This is a genomic window from Streptomyces sp. HUAS ZL42 (assembly GCF_040782645.1).
Taxonomy (GTDB): Bacteria; Actinomycetota; Actinomycetes; order Streptomycetales; family Streptomycetaceae; genus Streptomyces.
Window position 1 is genome coordinate 3,033,643 of sequence record NZ_CP160403.1, and the last position, 15,638, is coordinate 3,049,280.

11 protein-coding genes are annotated in these 15,638 nt (G+C 72.1%); 3 read left to right on the forward strand and 8 right to left on the reverse strand.

Going from position 1 to position 15,638, the window contains the following annotated elements:
* Positions 1–14: 14 nt before the first annotated feature.
* The 3 genes from ABZO29_RS13815 to eccB are packed head-to-tail and all read right to left on the reverse strand — an operon-like array spanning position 15 to position 3,412.
* Positions 15–623, reverse strand: a complete 609-nt coding sequence (locus ABZO29_RS13815) for a hypothetical protein (RefSeq protein ID WP_367320482.1) — start codon at positions 621–623, stop codon at positions 15–17.
* Entirely contained in the window at positions 611–1,876 is a 1,266-nt protein-coding gene (mycP, locus tag ABZO29_RS13820; RefSeq protein ID WP_367320483.1) for a type VII secretion-associated serine protease mycosin, read from the reverse strand. The genes ABZO29_RS13815 and mycP overlap by 13 nt, the downstream gene beginning before the upstream one ends.
* Before the next feature lie 12 nt (positions 1,877–1,888).
* On the reverse strand, positions 1,889–3,412 hold the full coding sequence (gene eccB, locus ABZO29_RS13825; protein WP_367320484.1) for a type VII secretion protein EccB: 1,524 nt from the start codon (positions 3,410–3,412) through the stop codon (positions 1,889–1,891).
* 197 nt (positions 3,413–3,609) lie between these two features.
* Here eccB and eccE point away from each other — a divergent pair, with 197 nt between their 5' ends.
* The 3 genes from eccE (at position 3,610) to ABZO29_RS13840 (ending at position 9,210) form a co-directional block, all read left to right on the forward strand.
* Entirely contained in the window at positions 3,610–4,926 is a 1,317-nt protein-coding gene (gene eccE, locus ABZO29_RS13830) for a type VII secretion protein EccE (RefSeq protein WP_367320485.1), read from the forward strand.
* Between the two features lie 5 nt (positions 4,927–4,931).
* Positions 4,932–5,708 (forward strand): hypothetical protein, encoded by a 777-nt coding sequence (locus ABZO29_RS13835; RefSeq protein ID WP_367320486.1) that lies wholly within the window; start codon positions 4,932–4,934, stop codon positions 5,706–5,708.
* Between the two features lie 340 nt (positions 5,709–6,048).
* A complete protein-coding gene (locus ABZO29_RS13840) occupies positions 6,049–9,210 on the forward strand; it encodes an SCO5717 family growth-regulating ATPase (protein WP_367320487.1) in 3,162 nt (1,053 codons plus the stop codon).
* Between the two features lie 68 nt (positions 9,211–9,278).
* Here ABZO29_RS13840 and ABZO29_RS13845 read toward each other — a convergent pair whose 3' ends face one another.
* The 5 genes from ABZO29_RS13845 to infB form a co-directional block, all read right to left on the reverse strand.
* Positions 9,279–10,226: a bifunctional riboflavin kinase/FAD synthetase gene (locus ABZO29_RS13845; RefSeq protein ID WP_367320488.1), complete on the reverse strand. Its 948-nt coding sequence runs from the start codon at positions 10,224–10,226 to the stop codon at positions 9,279–9,281.
* A gap of 334 nt (positions 10,227–10,560) precedes the next feature.
* Positions 10,561–11,466 (reverse strand): tRNA pseudouridine(55) synthase TruB, encoded by a 906-nt coding sequence (gene truB, locus ABZO29_RS13850; RefSeq protein ID WP_367320489.1) that lies wholly within the window; start codon positions 11,464–11,466, stop codon positions 10,561–10,563.
* Complete coding sequence (rbfA, locus tag ABZO29_RS13855; protein WP_367320490.1) at positions 11,463–11,936, reverse strand: 30S ribosome-binding factor RbfA; 474 nt, start codon at positions 11,934–11,936, stop codon at positions 11,463–11,465. The genes truB and rbfA overlap by 4 nt, the downstream gene beginning before the upstream one ends.
* Before the next feature lie 49 nt (positions 11,937–11,985).
* On the reverse strand, positions 11,986–12,279 hold the full coding sequence (locus tag ABZO29_RS13860) for a DUF503 domain-containing protein (RefSeq protein ID WP_367320491.1): 294 nt from the start codon (positions 12,277–12,279) through the stop codon (positions 11,986–11,988).
* 224 nt (positions 12,280–12,503) lie between these two features.
* Positions 12,504–15,569, reverse strand: a complete 3,066-nt coding sequence (infB, locus tag ABZO29_RS13865) for a translation initiation factor IF-2 (RefSeq protein ID WP_367320492.1) — start codon at positions 15,567–15,569, stop codon at positions 12,504–12,506.
* Positions 15,570–15,638: the final 69 nt, after the last annotated feature.

Below are 15,638 nucleotides of genomic sequence, written 5' to 3' on the forward strand. Positions count from 1 at the left end.
GATGACCGCTCAGGTCAGCACGCCCCGTCCCGTGTCGTCACGGTGAGCCGGTAGCCGGGATAAGTGAACTTCCCCTCTCCTCCTGCGATACCGGGCGGCGTGTAGTCGTGCTCCTTCGAACGGGCGCGTTCGATGTGCGTGCAGAACGCCGCGTCCGCGCCGCTCGCCGTGAGCGTGAAGTAGGCGTCGGTGTCCGTGTTGGTGTCGGCGGGGCTCGCGTCCACGCCCATCTGAGGGGCGTCGCCCCCGCCGTAGCGAACCACCTTGTCCTCGAGGAGAGTCGCGTAGTCGTCGAAGTAGAAGGGGTTGCCGGTCAGGTCGACGAAGTACGTGTAGCCGTCCAGGTCGTCCGTGGTCTGTTGCACCGCGCTGGTCAGCTCGCTGTCGTCCCAGTCCATGTCGTCGGCGACGCCGAAGCCCTGGACGCACTGGTAGATGCCTATGCCGGCCAGGGTGATGAGGATGACGCGGGCGACGACGAAGGCGGAGTCGGGCAGTTCCTCCGCCGAGGGGTTGATTTCGGCTCGCCAGGCGCGTACCCGATCCGCCTTGACGCAGGCCATGGCCAGGAGCACGGCGGACAGGACGAGGCCCAGGATGTTCAACTTGGTCAGTGCGTCCACTGTTCGCCCCCGGCCGGCCTCTGTCGCCTGCGCCGCGCGTCCCGGATCGCCACCGCCGTGCCACCTAGCCCGGCGACCAGCACCGCCGATCCCACCGCCACGTACGTGGCGAGCCGGGCGTTGCGCTCGGCCGGGGTCTCGCCGGACTGGAACTTGGCGGGTGTGGGGGCCTCCGGCTTGCCCAGGCCCTCATGGGGGTCGGGGGACTCGATCGGGTGGTCGTCCTCGGTCAGGGCACGCACCGGGTCCACCACTCCCCAGCCGACGAGGCGGTCGTGACCGCCGATCGTGCGCTCGGCGGTCTGTTCGATCTGGGCGACGATCTCGCGTGCGGTCCACGTCGGGTGCTTCGCCTTGATCAGCGCCGCCACGCCGGCGACGTACGGCGCCGAGAAGCTCGTACCGTTGTCGGAGCAGTGGCCGCCCTGCGGGACCGTGGAGATCATGTCGACGCCGGGGGCCGCCACGCCGACGAAGTCGCCGGACTGGGAGAAGGAGGCGCGTTCGTTGTTGCGGTCGGAGGCCGCGACGGCCAGGACCCCCTCGTAGGAGGCGGGGTAGGTCTCCTTGACGTTGCCGCCGAGGCCGTCGTTGCCCGCGGAGGCCACGACCACGATGTTCCGGGCCAGCGCCTGGTCGATCGCCAGTTCCAGGTCGCTGGTCGGCTTCACGGCGTTCGACGTGTCCTGGGAGATGTTGATGACGCCGGCCTTGGCCTGGATGGCGTAGCGGATCGCGTCGGCCAGGGTCTTCGCCGTGCCGTGGCCTTCCCCGTCGTTCTGCTGGATGGGGATGATGGTCGCCTCGGGGGCCAGGCCCACGAAGCCGGTGCCCTCGGCGGGGCGTGCCGCGATGATGCCGGCGACCTTGGTGCCGTGGCCGACGGTGTCCGTCGTGCCGTTCTCCTTGCCCCGCTCGATCGGGTCGCCGTCCTCGTCCTTGAGGTTCTTCGGCAGCAGGTTACGGCCGCTCTTCGCGTCCACCGCGCCGGTGAGCTGCGGGTTCTTCACATCGACGCCGGTGTCGATGACCGCGACCCGGACGCCCTTGCCCTTGGACCGGCTCCACAGTTCGTCGAGGAGGACGCGCTGCAGGGCCCAGGGGCGGCCCGGATATTTACCGTTGGGGAACGTGCAGGTTTCCGAGTACGGACGTTCGGCCGCCGTCGCGGGGGATCCCATGAGGACGATGGCCGTCGTCAGCATGGCCGCGACCGCGGACGGCAGGAGGCGCCGGGAAGGCAGGTGCTGCATCTTCCTTCCTCCTTACGAGCCCTGCGGCTGGCGTGCCGCCGCGGTCGACAGGCGTGGGCCCGTGGGCAGGAACTCCGACCAGGCGGCGGGGATGGGGGCCGGGTCAACGTCCTTGTAGCCCAGCCGTGTCTGGGCCTGTTCGGCCTCCTGCTGGAGCTGTTGGCGCTGCTTGGCCGTCGTACCGATGCCGGCGTCGTCCGTGGCGCTGTCCGCGTTGGACTGCAGTACGTAGCGCAGGCCCGTGTCGGTGACGAGGAAGACGGGCCCGGCCTTGGTCTCCTTGCCCTGGAACTGGCGGTAGAGCTGGCCGGAACCGGGCGTGACGTAGGCGCTGGAGGAGCCGGTGGGGAGCTTGGCCGGGAAGTCCGTGCCCGCCCAGGTGCTCAGGGTCGTGACGCCGGTGTCGGAGCTGACGCCGCGCAGGACGTTGCAGACCGTGTTGCGGCTGCCGGTCGCGTCCGAGGCCTCGTTGACGGGCACGGGCGACGCCGTCGGCCAGTGGTGTTCGGTGCCGAACTCCTTGCCCGGGACGAGCGCGCCGGGGCTCATCTCCTTGGCGTGACCGGCCTGGCCGAGCGGGGCCAGGTCCTCGCTGAACAGCAGCAGTTGGGCGACGAATGCGGAGATGGGGGCGACGCGGCCGGGCAGCACCACGTAGTACTGCTCGGTGTTGCTGTCGAGGGCCTTGAGCACCATGCCGACCTTGTTGGTGGACGCGTCCAGCTGGCCGGGGGCGTTCGCCGCCGCGCCCGGCTGTCCCTCGATGTCGGGGAAGGCGATCGGGTCGCCCTCGTGCAGCGTGGCCAGCCACTCCTTGGACACCCGCTGCGGCTGCCTGCCGGAGCCGACGACGGCGCGCAGCAGCAGCTCGTCGCTCTTGTCGACGGGGTACGTGGTGCCGCTCGCGTCCACGACGTAGCGCTTGCCGTCCGGGCCCGCGACGTAGAGCAGCTGACCGCCGGTCAGCTTGCCCTTGCCCTCGGTCGCCTTCAGGTCGCGGGAGGAGAGGACCAGCGCGGCCTTCTGGATGGACTCGCCGCCCGCGCTCGGGCGCTCGCACACCACCCAGCGCTTCTTGGTGCCCGCCTCGGACGCCGAGGGCAGGCGGTCGGGCGCGTACGGGATGCCGATGGTGACGCCGTGTGGGATCTTCCCGCTGTCGAGGACGGACTCGGCGACGGTCACGACCTCGCCCTGGCCCGCGTTGAGGAGCAGCTTGGCGGACGCCATGTTGAGAACCGGGTGAAGCTGGACCTGTCCGTCGGTCTTCAGGACGACATACCGCGTCGTCGACTTGTCGGCGATGATCACCTTGGCGTTCGGGGTGTCCCACCCCTTGGGTGCCGTGGGCTTGAACATGCCCCACGCCCCGAAGACGGCCATGACGATCACGCCCACGATGACCCCGGGCAGTAGCGCCCGCAGTGGCCGCGGCGCCCCCTCCTCGGAGCCGTCGGGCGACGACTGCAGGAAGGCCGCGAGCATGCGGCGCTTCGCGAAGGTGTAGGCATTGAGCTGGTCGCGCCGAGATGCCATCTGTGCCTGTCTCTCCCCGTGTTCCGCCTGTGCCGCGCTCGCGGGTGACGCAGTCCCCGCCTCTGATGTCAGACCGGGCCCCTACTATGCCTGGTATCCGCGGGGACTTGTGGAGCGGGTAGGGTACCTGGGCCTTCAAGGGGCCTGTGTGGTGCTGAAATGCCGGCGAGTTGTGAGCAAATCGGGGGGATGGAGTGATGGCTTCCGGAACACGCGCCCGGACCCGTGACCGGTCGCGGACGCAGGGCTCCGCCGCGCCCGGACCGGCGCCGGCCCAGCGGCGGCCTTCGTCGGGCGCGCTCCATCTCAGAGCGCGTTCGGGTCAGGTCGGGGCATTCCGGTTGCAACGGCTGGTGCTGCTGGAGATCGCCCTCGCCGCCGTGCTCGTCGGCTGGGTGATCGGTCCGGTGGCCCTGGTGTCGGCGGCCGTCGTCGCGGTCTGCCTGGTGCTGCTCTCCTTCGTCCGCCGCCGCGGGCGCTCCGTGCCCGAATGGCTGGCGATCGCACGGGCGTTGCGGGCGCGGCAGCGGCGGGCCGAGAGCCTCGTGATATCGCCGGGCACGGAGCCGGGGCTCGCTCCGGCCGTGGAGTGCGACCCGAGTCTGCGCACCTATGCGTACGGCAGCCGTGACCGGCGGCCCGTCGGGATCGTCGGTGACGGCACGTTCGTCACCGCCGTGCTCCAGGTGGAGGCCGACGCCACCGCGCTGAGGGCCGAGCGGAACCGGCAGCCGCTGCCGCTGTCCCTGGTCCACGAGGCACTCGAAGTCGACGGGATCCGCCTGGAGTCCGCGCAGATCGTGCTGCACACGCAGCCCGCTCCCGCGCTGCATCTGCCCCAGCAGTCCGTGGCCGTCGCCAATTACGCGCCGCTGCAGGAGCAGACCGGCGCGCCCGCGGTGCGTATCACGTGGATCGCTCTGAAGCTCGATCCGGAGCTGTGCCCGGAGGCCGTGGCCGCGCGCGGTGGGGGTCTCGTGGGGGCGCAGAAATGTGTCGTGCGCGCCGCCGATCACCTGGCGAGCCGGCTCACGGGGGCCGGGTTCCGGGCGACCGTCCTCGACGAGCAGGAGCTGACCTCGGCCATCGCCACCTCGGCCTGTGCCAACCCGCTGGTGACGGCGGAGGCCGGGCGCACGGAGGCGCGGGAGCGGCGGACCGAGGAGTCCGGCCGGAGCTGGCGGTGCGACAACCGCAGGCACACCACGTACTGGATCCGGCGGTGGCCCACTCTCGGAGGTGAGAGAGCGCCGTCGCTGCCGCAGTTCCTCGCCCTGGTCACCGCCGTCCCCGCGCTCGCCACCACCTTCAGCCTCACCCTCGCGCGCGGGGAGCGGCAGGAGGTTTCCCTGTGCGGACACCTGCGGGTGACCGGGCGCAGCGACGACGAACTGGTCGCCGCCCGCCGCGCGTTGCAGTCCGCCGCACGGCACACGGGGACGGGACTCGCCCGCCTCGACCGGGAACAGGTGCCCGGCATGCTCGCCACTCTGCCCCTGGGAGGTGCCCGGTGACGGCGATGACCACACGAGCGGGACAGGTGGCCGGCGGTCACGGCGAGCCGGAGAGGTCCGCACCTCAGCGCGCGCGTGAACTGCTGCGCAGCGGCTTCGGGTTGATCGGCCCTCGGCACGCGCGCCACTCCGTCTCCCCGGAACAGCTGGAGGCGCTCGCGCTGCCGATCGGGGACGACGGCGTCGTCATCGGGGTGGACGCGGAGGGACGGCCCGCGGTGCTGGGACTCAACCGGCCCACGCCGTACGACGTCGTCCTCATCGGCGGTCTGTGGACCGCGCAGGTCATCGCCCTCCGGGCGGCGGCCACGGGAGCCCGCGTGGCCGTGGAGACGGGGCGGCCCCAGGCCTGGATGCAGATGGTGCACGCCATGGGCGGCGGGCAGAACGGTCTGGCGGTGTACGACGTGGGGCGGGTGCCCCCACAGGGCACCTCGGCCGGGACCCCCGTGCTGGTGGTGCGGGACTGCGGCATGCGGCCACCGCGCGGGCGCGTCGTCTCCGGGCCCTGGCAGGCGGTGCTGACGCTGCTTCCGTACCTCAGTCCGGTGGCCCCGCGGCTCCTGCGGCAGGCGCGGCTCGTCGGGGTGCAGCGGATATCCCCGGACGAGGCGGCGGAACTGGGCCGCACGATGGCGTTGCCCAGGGCCGAAATGGAGTCCCTGCCCGGGCTCGCCGACGGCCTCACCCTGTGGTGCGCCGACCGCGACCGGCAGTACGTGCTGACTCAACCCACCGACGCCGAGATCGGATTGTTGGGTATGCCGCGCAGAATGGACTGAATCGGCCGTACCGTGGCGCGAATTGGGCGCTTACGGTGGCATCGTTCGTATCTCCGTGCGACAGCGCGCCCCTATCGGGTGGTTTGTACGGCGACAGCGCGGCCTCGTCCGTCAACGGCGAGCCGTTCGTGGCGCTGTGGACGGGTGTTGAGAGACGGACGGGCCTGCCGAGGTGGGGCGCGCGGTGATTAGGCTGGTACCGGGCGCCATCCCAGACCCATGGACCGGGCGTCGGCGTCCGGGGGGAGCCGGTGGATCGGACGACCTCGAACGACCAAGGACGACAAGCAAGGGTCGCCCCGGCACGACATGAGGGTGCTCGACCACACCAGGAGGAACTGTGAGCAGCGATCGGGACGGGATCCGCGGGGGCTGGGCCACACCCGGCGATGACCAGCCCGACGCGGAGTCCGCCATCGAGACGACGGGCGAGTTCACCATCGACTACGCGCCGCCTGCCTGGTACACCCAGAACTCCGGGGAGAGTTCGGGACAGGGTGCGGGTACGGCTGCGGGTCCGGGTGCGGGCGGTACGCCGGCTCCTGCTTCTGCCTCGCCCTCCGTTCCTCCCCAGCCGAGCGCCCCGGAAGCTCCGTTTCCCGGGATGACTCCGCCTCCGCATGCCGCAGCCGCGCAGGGGGCGCCGTACACGCCGCCTGCGCCTGCGCCGAGTGCTCCGTTCACTCCGCCTGCACCGCCCGCGCCGCCGACGGGGAATCCGGTCGCGGCACCGGGGATTCCGGCGGGGAGCGGGTTCGAGCCGCAGCAGCCCCAGCAGTCGCCCGCGGCTCCCGTCCCGTCGTCCTCGGCGGATGAGGAGGCCGAGCCCGGGAACAGTGATCTGGAGAGCGGCGCGACCATGCGGTTCTCGGCCGCCGCCCTGAAGCGGGAGATCGCGGAGCGGGCTGCCCCGGCCGAGGAGAACGAGGCTCCGGCGGCGGCCGTGGACGACGACGTCGCCGTGGACGTCGAGAGCGACTCGGCAGACGTGGTCGCGGGCACGGACCCGGACGGTGAGAACGAGACCGTCGACACGGCCGACACGGCCGACGAGGCCGACGGCGCGGACGTGATCGAGCTGCCGGGAGTCTCCGCTGCCCCGGACGCCGGCAGTGAGGCCGACGACGCCGCGGAGGGGGAAAACGGCGAGGCCGCCGTCTCAACCGACGTGGAGGCCGCGCAGGAGACCGGTCCGGCGGAAAACGAGTCCGAGGAGACCGCGTCCCCGGACGCCGCACCGTCGGAGCCCGGGGAGGCGGTCTCCGGGGATGCGGCGCCGCAGGACAGCGCGTCCCAGGGCGCCGTTCCGGCCGCGCCGGTCGGCCCGCCGGCCACGCCTCCCGCCTGGACTCCCCCGCCGGTCCCGCAGGGCCATGTGCCGCCGCTGCCGCCGTCGTACCAGCCCGCGGCCCCCGCCCCGGCGGCGCAGTGGCCGGTACAGCCCCAGCCGACGGATCCGGCGGCGTCCCAGCCTCCGGCAGCGCAGAGCCCCGCGCCCGTGCCTTCGCAGCAGCCGCCGTTCCAGCCGCAGGCGCCGCAGCCCTCGCCGAACGCCTGGAACCCGCCCGCCGTGCCGCCGCGGGGCCCGGAGTCCGCTCCGCCCGCCCCACAGCCCGGCTACGGCTTCCCGCACCCCGCCGGCCCGGCACCCGCAGCCCACCAGCCGGGCAATGCCCCTGCCGCTGCCCCTGTGCCCAACCCGCAGCCCGGCTACGGCTTCCCGCACCCCGTCGGCCCGGCACCCGCAGCCCAGCAGCCCCCGGCCCACCAGCCGGGCAATGCCCCTGCCGCTGCCCCTGTGCCCAACCCGCAGCCCGGCTATGGCTTCCCGCACCCGCCGGCGCCCGACGCCCCGGGAGGGTACGGCTTCCCCCACCCCGGCAACCCGGCGGCCCCGCCCACTCCGCCGACCCCCGCCCAGCCCACTCCACCTGCACCCGCCGACCCCAACGCCGCAGGTGGTTACGGATTCCCGCAGCCGAGCGCCCCTGCCCCGACGCCGCCGGGCCCGCCCGGTGGATACGGCTTCCCGCACCCGGGTGCTCCGGCAGCGCCCGCGGCTGCGAACACCCCGCCGGAAGCTGCCCCCACGGCTCCGCCCGAACAGCCGCTTCCCGCCCCCGACTCCCCCGCCCACCACGGCGGCTACGGCTTCCGCCAGCCGCCGGCGCAACAAGGGAGCGGCTCCGCACAGGGATTCGCCGCGCAGCCGCCGCAGGCCCCGCCGCAGCCCGCCGACCCCCGTGCCGGCGTCGCCTGGCCCCAGCCGATCCAGCACGACCAGCGGCAGCCGACCAACCCCGGTGCCGCGCCGCTGGGTTACACCGCGGCCGTCGAGCTGTCGTCCGACCGGCTGCTCAACAACAAGAAGCAGAAGGCGAAGAGCGGACGGCCGACCGCGGCCGGCGGCAGGTTCAAGATCGGCGGGAAGAAGGAGGAGGCCGAGCGGCAGCGGAAGCTGGAGCTCATCCGCACCCCGGTGCTGTCCTGCTACCGCATCGCCGTCATCAGCCTCAAGGGCGGCGTGGGCAAGACGACCACCACCACCGCGCTCGGCTCCACGCTCGCCACCGAGCGGCAGGACAAGATCCTCGCCATCGACGCCAACCCGGACGCGGGTACGCTCGGCCGCCGTGTGCGCCGCGAGACCGGGGCCACCATCCGTGACCTCGTCCAGGCGATCCCGTACCTCAACTCCTACATGGACATCCGCCGGTTCACGTCCCAGGCGCCGTCCGGTCTCGAGATCATCGCCAACGACGTCGACCCGGCCGTGTCCACGACCTTCAACGACGAGGACTACCGGCGCGCCATCGACGTGCTGGGCAACCAGTACCCGATCATCCTGACGGACTCGGGTACCGGCCTGCTCTACAGCGCCATGCGCGGTGTGCTGGACCTGGCCGACCAGCTCATCATCATCTCGACGCCGTCCGTGGACGGTGCGAGCAGCGCCAGTACGACGCTGGACTGGCTGTCCGCGCACGGGTACGCCGACCTGGTCTCGCGTTCCATCACCGTCATATCCGGTGTGCGCGAGACCGGGAAGATGATCAAGGTGGAGGACATCGTCAGCCACTTCGAGACCCGGTGCCGAGGCGTTGTCGTCGTCCCGTTCGACGAGCACCTCGCCGCCGGTGCCGAGGTGGACCTCGACATGATGCGGCCGAAGGTGCGGGAGGCGTACTTCAACCTCGCGGCCATGGTCGCCGAGGACTTCGTACGGCATCAGCAGTCGCACGGTCTGTGGACCTCGGACGGCAACCCGCCGCCGGTGGCGGCCCCGCCGATGCCGGGACAGCCGCACCCCGGCCAGCCGTATCCGCAGCAGGGGCAGCCGCAGCCCTACGCCCAGCCGGGGCAGCCGTATGCCCAGCCGGCCCAGCCCTACCCGCAGGCTCCGCCCCCCGGCCAGCCGTACCCGCAGCAGCCCGGCCAGCAGGCGCAGCCGTACCCTCAGCCCGGTCAGCCCTACCCGCCGCAGGCCCCGCCTCAGCAGTAGTACGGCAGAACGTGAGGGCGGCCGGTGCCTCGAAGGCACCGGCCGCCCTCACGTGTATCCGCGCGTTCTCACTCCGCGGCCGTGATCAGCTCCCGGCAGCGCTTGACGTCCTCCGCCATCTGCTCCAGCAGCGCGTCCAGCGTGCCGAACTTCGCCTGCCCGCGCACGAAGGCAAGGAAGTCGACGGCGACGTGCAGGCCGTACAGGTCCAGGCCGACGCGGTCGATGGCGTACGCCTCCACTGTGCGCTCCGTCCCGTCGAACTGCGGGTTCGTGCCGACGGAGATCGCGGCCGGCATCGCCTCGCCCTGGGCGTGCAGCCAGCCGGCGTAGACGCCGTCGGCCGGGATCGCGGTGTGCGGCAGGGTCTCGACGTTGGCGGTCGGAAAGCCGAGCTCGCGGCCGCGCTGGGCGCCGCGGACGACCACGCCCTCCACGCGGTGCGGGCGGCCCAGGATCTCGGCGGCGCCCTCGACGTCGCCCTCGGCGACCAGGCGGCGGGTCAGGGTCGAGGAGAAAGGCTCTCCGCCGCCCGCCGCGCCGGACACGTACAGGTCGACCACCTCGACCTCGAAGTCGTAGGTCTTGCCCTGCTCGGCCAGGAACTCCACGTTCCCCGCGGCCTTGTGGCCGAAGCGGAAGTTCGGGCCCTCGACGACCGCCTTGGCGTGCAGCTTGTCCACCAGCACCTTGACGACGAAGTCGGCGGGCGACAGCCGCGAGAACTCCGTCGTGAAGGGCAGGATCAGGACCGCGTCCACGCCCAGCTCTCCCATGAGTTCGGCGCGGCGGTGGTGCGGGGCGAGAAGCGGCGGATGGCTGCCGGGCCGGACGACCTCGCTGGGGTGCGGGTCGAAGGTGACGACGACGGAGGGGATGCCCAGCTCGCGGGCGCGCTCCACCGCGTGCCGGATGATCAGCTGATGTCCGCGGTGGACTCCGTCGTAGGAGCCGATGGTGACGACGCTGCGCCCCCAGTCCTGGGGGATGTCCTCCAAGCCACGCCAGCGCTGCACTGTGACCGCTCCTCGAACCCGTGTCCGTATCCGATGACCTCTTACGCAGGTCTAAGGGTGCCATGCCGCGTACCCCCGGCTCGCATCGGCATGGGGGCTGTGACCGGACGCACGTACCGGCGGTCGGCGTGCGGAGATCGGCGCGACGGATCCCGTGGCGAACGCGCCCCCTTGCGCTCCCTCGGTTCACTCCGAGCGCCTGCCCGGCGGGGTGAATGAGCGGCGGCAGGTGGATACACCCTAGGGGTGGGGGAACCGAGGGGGGACCGTGGAGCGGCGGCGGTGGATGTCCCCGTGTCCGCCGCTCCACGGGCAGTCAGCCGCCTGCGGAGCGTCAGCCGAAGACGGCCAGGCTCTTGGCCTTGCCCTTGTGTTCCTCGACGAGCGCGAGGAAACGGCCCTCGGGGTCGAAGACGGCCACCGGGCCGGCCTCGGCGTACTCGCCGGGCATGTCGAGGCGTACACCGTTCGTCAGCAGCCGGGCCCGCCTGGCGTCCACGTCCCAGCGCCGGAACGCGGCCGTGGCTGCCTCGGCGATCGGCATCACGGTCAGCTCCTGCTGCAGCTGCTCCAGCGTCTTCGCGGCGTCCAGCTTGTACGGGCCGACCCGGGTGCGGCGCAGGGCGGTGAGGTGGCCGCCGACGCCGAGATCGGCGCCCAGGTCGCGGGCGAGGGCGCGGATGTAGGTGCCGGAGGAGCAGACCACCGACACCACCAGGTCGAGGACGGGGGTGCCGTCGTCGGCGACGGCGTCCCGGACGTCGTACACGGCGAAAGAGGAGACGGTGACCGGCCGGGCGGGGATCTCGAACTCCTCGCCCTCCCGCGCCCTCTTGTACGACCGCACGCCGTCGATCTTGATGGCGCTGACCTTGGACGGCACCTGCATGATGTCGCCGGTCAGCTTGGCGATGCCGGCGTCGACGGCGTCGCGGGTGACCTTGGAGGCGTCGGTGGAGGAGGTGATCTCCCCCTCGGCGTCGTCCGTGATCGTGGTCTGGCCGAGGCGGATCGTCCCGAGGTACTCCTTCTCCGTCAGAGCGAGGTGCCCGAGGAGTTTCGTCGCCTTCTCGACGCCCAGGACGAGGACGCCGGTGGCCATCGGGTCGAGGGTGCCGGCGTGGCCCACCCGGCGGGTTCTGGCGATCCCGCGCATCTTGGCGACCACGTCGTGCGAAGTGAAGCCCGACGGCTTGTCGACGATGACAAGGCCGTCGGGCGTGGTGTGCTTCTGGGTCATTCCGTGGTGTCGCCGTCCCTCTCGGCTGCGATCTCCGGCTCCTCGTCGGAGTCCGGCTTGCGGTACGGGTCCGCCTCGCCGGCGTACGTGGCGCCCGCGGACGCCTCACGCACCTTCGCGTCGGACTGGCGCGCCTTGTCGAGGAGGTCCTCGATGGTCCGGGCCGTGTCCGGAAGGGCGTCGGCGACGAACGTCAGGGTCGGCGTGAACTTCACGCCGGCCGCGCGGCCGACCTCGGAGCGCAGGATGCCCTTGGCGCTCTCCAGGCCGGCGGCCGCCTCCTTCCGCTCCTCGTCGTCCCCGTAGACGGTGTAGAAGACGGTCGCCTCCCGGAGGTCCCCGGTGACCCGGGTGTCCGTGATGGTGACGTGCGAGCCGAGCCGCGGGTCCTTGATCCCGCGCTGCAGCTTCTGGGCCACCACCTCTCGGATGAGGTCCGCCAGCCTCTTAGCCCGCGCGTTGTCGGCCACTGGTCCGTCTCCCGTTCTTTCTTCTTCTGCGTTCTTGGCTTGGTGGTCGTCAGTCGTCTTCGCCGTGGAAGCGGCGCCGTACGGACAGCAGTTCCACCTCGGGGCGGCCGGCGACCAGCCGTTCGCACCGGTCCAGTACGTCGGTGAGGTGCGCCGCGTCACCGGACACCATGGCGAGGCCGATGATCGCCCTGCGATGGAGGTCCATGTGATCCACTTCGGCCGCGCTCACCGCGTACTTCCGCTGGAGTTCGGCGACGATCGGGCGGACGACGGAGCGCTTCTCCTTCAGCGACCGTACGTCGCCGAGGAGGAGGTCGAAGGACAGCGTCCCCACATACATGTATGCAACCGGTTCACCCGCCGGTACGGGATCGATGGCCCTGCCATCGGTGCGGGCAGGGTCTTCAGAACCGTACAACGAAGCGGGCGGGGCGATCGACGGAGTTTACGCTCCGTGGGCTGTGGCCCGGAAGCGGGACTCGGAAGGCCTGGGGCCGAGCCCCCGTGCACGTCGCGTTGGCCGACGGGAACCAAGTCCCGTCGGCCAACACGAACCGTCGGCTGTTACGCCCGCGGCTTCTCGCGCATCTCGTACGTCGCGATGACGTCGTCGACCTTGATGTCGTTGAAGTTGCCGAGGTTGATACCGCCCTCGAACCCTTCGCGGATCTCGGTGACGTCGTCCTTGAAGCGACGCAGGCCCTCGATCGTGAGGTTCTCCGCGACGACCTTGCCGTCGCGCAGCAGGCGCGCCTTGGTGTTGCGCCTGACCTCGCCCGAGCGGATGAGGACACCGGCGATGTTGCCCAGCTTGGACGACTTGAAGACCTCGCGGATCTCCGCCGTACCGAGCTCGACCTCCTCGAACTCCGGCTTGAGCATGCCCTTCAGGGCCGCCTCGATCTCCTCGATCGCCTGGTAGATGACCGAGTAGTACCGGACGTCCACGCCCTCGCGCTCGGCCATCTGCTGCGCACGGCCGGCCGCGCGCACGTTGAAGCCGATCACGATCGCGTCGGAGCCCATCGCCAGGTCGATGTCCGACTCGGTGACCGCACCGACGCCGCGGTGCAGGACCCGGATGTCGACCTCCTCGCCGACGTCCAGCTGGAGCAGGGAGGACTCCAGTGCTTCGACCGAACCAGAAGCGTCGCCCTTGATGATCAGGTTCAGCTGCTGGACCTCGCCGGCCTTCAGCACCTTGTCCAGGTCCTCCAGGGACACGCGGCGCGTGCGCTTCGCGAAGGCCGCGTTGCGCTCGCGGGCGGCACGCTTCTCCGCGATCTGGCGGGCCGTACGGTCCTCCTCGACCACGAGGAAGTTGTCACCGGCACCCGGGACGTTGGTCAGGCCCAGGACCTGGACCGGCGTCGACGGGCCGGCCTCGGACACGTTGTTGCCGTTGTCGTCGAGCATCGCCCGGACGCGGCCGTACGCGTCGCCGACCACCATTGTGTCGCCGACCCGCAGCGTGCCTCGCTGGACGAGGACCGTCGACACGGCACCGCGGCCGCGGTCGAGGCGGGACTCGATCGCGATGCCCTGCGCGTCCTGGTTCGGGTTGGCCCGAAGGTCCAGGGCGGCGTCGGCCGTGAGGACGACCGCCTCGAGGAGGCTGTCGATGTGCAGACCCTGCTTGGCGGAGATGTCGACGAACATCGTGTCGCCGCCGTACTCCTCGGCCACCAGGCCGTACTCGGTCAGCTGACCGCGCACCTTGGTCGGGTCCGCGCCTTCGACGTCGATCTTGTTGACCGCGACCACGATCGGCACGTCGGCCGCCTTGGCGTGGTTCAGGGCCTCGACCGTCTGCGGCATCACACCGTCGTTGGCCGCCACCACGAGGATCGCGATGTCGGTCGACTTCGCACCACGGGCACGCATGGCGGTGAACGCCTCGTGACCCGGGGTGTCGATGAAGGTGATCGCCCGGTCGTCGCCGTTGACCTGGGTCGCGACCTGGTAGGCACCGATGTGCTGGGTGATGCCACCGGCCTCGCCCGCGATGACGTTGGTCTTGCGGATGGCGTCGAGCAGGCGGGTCTTGCCGTGGTCGACGTGACCCATGACGGTGACGACCGGCGGACGGACCACCAGGTCCTCCTCGTCGCCCTCGTCCTCGCCGAACTCGATGTCGAAGGACTCGAGAAGCTCGCGGTCCTCCTCCTCCGGGCTGACGATCTGAACCGTGTAGTTCATCTCGCCGGCGAGGAGCTGCAGGGTCTCGTCGGAGACGGACTGCGTGGCCGTGACCATCTCGCCGAGGTTCATCATCACCGCGACGAGGGACGCCGGGTTGGCGTTGATCTTCTCCGCGAAGTCGGTGAGCGACGCACCGCGCGACAGGCGAATGGTCTCGCCGTTGCCGCGAGGCAGCATCACGCCGCCGACCGACGGGGCCTGCATGGCCTCGTACTCCTGGCGCCTCTGCCGCTTCGACTTGCGGCCACGGCGCGCCGGACCGCCGGGACGACCGAAGGCTCCCTGCGTGCCACCACGGCCACCCGGACCACCGGGACGACCGCCGAAGCCGGGACGGCCACCGCCGCCACCGCCGAAGCCGCCACCACCGCCGCCGGGGCCACCGCCACCGGGACGACCGGCGAAACCGCCGCCGCCACCCGGACGGGCGCCACCACCGCCGCCACCGGGACGACCGGCGAAGCCACCGCCGCCACCCGGACGGGCGCCACCGCCGGGACGACCCGCACCGCCCGGACCGCGGCCACCGGGGCCACCGCCGGGACGCGGGCCGGCAGCGGGACGCTGCGGCATCATGCCGGGGTTCGGACGCGGACCGCCGGGGCCACCGCCGGGACGCGGACCGCCCTGCGGACGGGGCATCGAGCCCGGGCTGGGACGCGAGCCGCCGGGAGCCTGCGGACGCGGACCGCCGCCCTGGGCGCCGGCCGCCTGCGGACGGGGACCGCCGCCGGGGGCACCGGGGCCGCCGGGACGGGGACCGCCCTGCGGACGGGGCGCCTGCGGACGAGCCATGCCGGCGTTGCCACCGGAGGTGAAGGGGTTGTTGCCCGGACGCGGACCGGCCGGACGGGCACCGGAACGCGCGGCCTGACCACCGGGGCGCGGAGCACCCTGGCCCGGACGGCCTGCCTGGCCCTGGCCGGGCGCGCCGGGACGGCCGCCGGGCTTCGGGGCGCCGGGACCGGGACGGGCGCCGGGGCGCGGGGTCTGAGTGGCCGGAGCCTGAGCGGCCGGGGCCGGCGGAGCGGTGAACTCCGGGGCGGCCGGGGCCGGACGCGGCGCGGGCTTCGGGCCCGGCACCGGACGCGGGCCGGGGGCGGGCGCGGAGGCGGCCGGGGCGGCGGGAGCCGCGGGCTGCTGCGCCGTCGGAGGCTTGGGGGCGGCCGGCCGCGGGGCAGCCGGACGTGCCGCCTGCGCCGGGGAGGGCGCGGCGGGCCTGGGGGCGGCCTTGCGCGGGGCGGGCTTTCCGGCGGACCTGCCGTTGCCACCGCCCTGGAAGGCGTCAGTCAGTTTGCGTACTACGGGCGCTTCGATGGTCGAAGACGCCGAACGGACGAATTCACCGAGTTCCTGGAGCTTGGCCATGACGACCTTGCTCTCCACACCGAACTCCTTGGCGAGTTCGTATACCCGGACCTTAGCCACTTCGCTCCTTTTAGGTCCGGGTTGCGTCCGGACCGTTGCTACTTCATGGGCGTACTCATCGCGTGCTCA

Excerpts from the sequence above, each read along its gene's own strand:
- mycP (WP_367320483.1), bottom strand. The coding sequence starts at position 1,876 with ATGCAGCACCTGCCTTCCCGGCGCCTCCTGCCGTCCGCGGTCGCGGCC.
- eccB (WP_367320484.1), bottom strand. The coding sequence starts at position 3,412 with ATGGCATCTCGGCGCGACCAGCTCAATGCCTACACCTTCGCGAAGCGC.
- eccE (WP_367320485.1), top strand. The coding sequence starts at position 3,610 with ATGGCTTCCGGAACACGCGCCCGGACCCGTGACCGGTCGCGGACGCAG.
- ABZO29_RS13835 (WP_367320486.1), top strand. The coding sequence starts at position 4,932 with ATGACCACACGAGCGGGACAGGTGGCCGGCGGTCACGGCGAGCCGGAG.
- truB (WP_367320489.1), bottom strand. The coding sequence starts at position 11,466 with ATGACCCAGAAGCACACCACGCCCGACGGCCTTGTCATCGTCGACAAG.
- ABZO29_RS13860 (WP_367320491.1), bottom strand. The coding sequence starts at position 12,279 with ATGTATGTGGGGACGCTGTCCTTCGACCTCCTCCTCGGCGACGTACGG.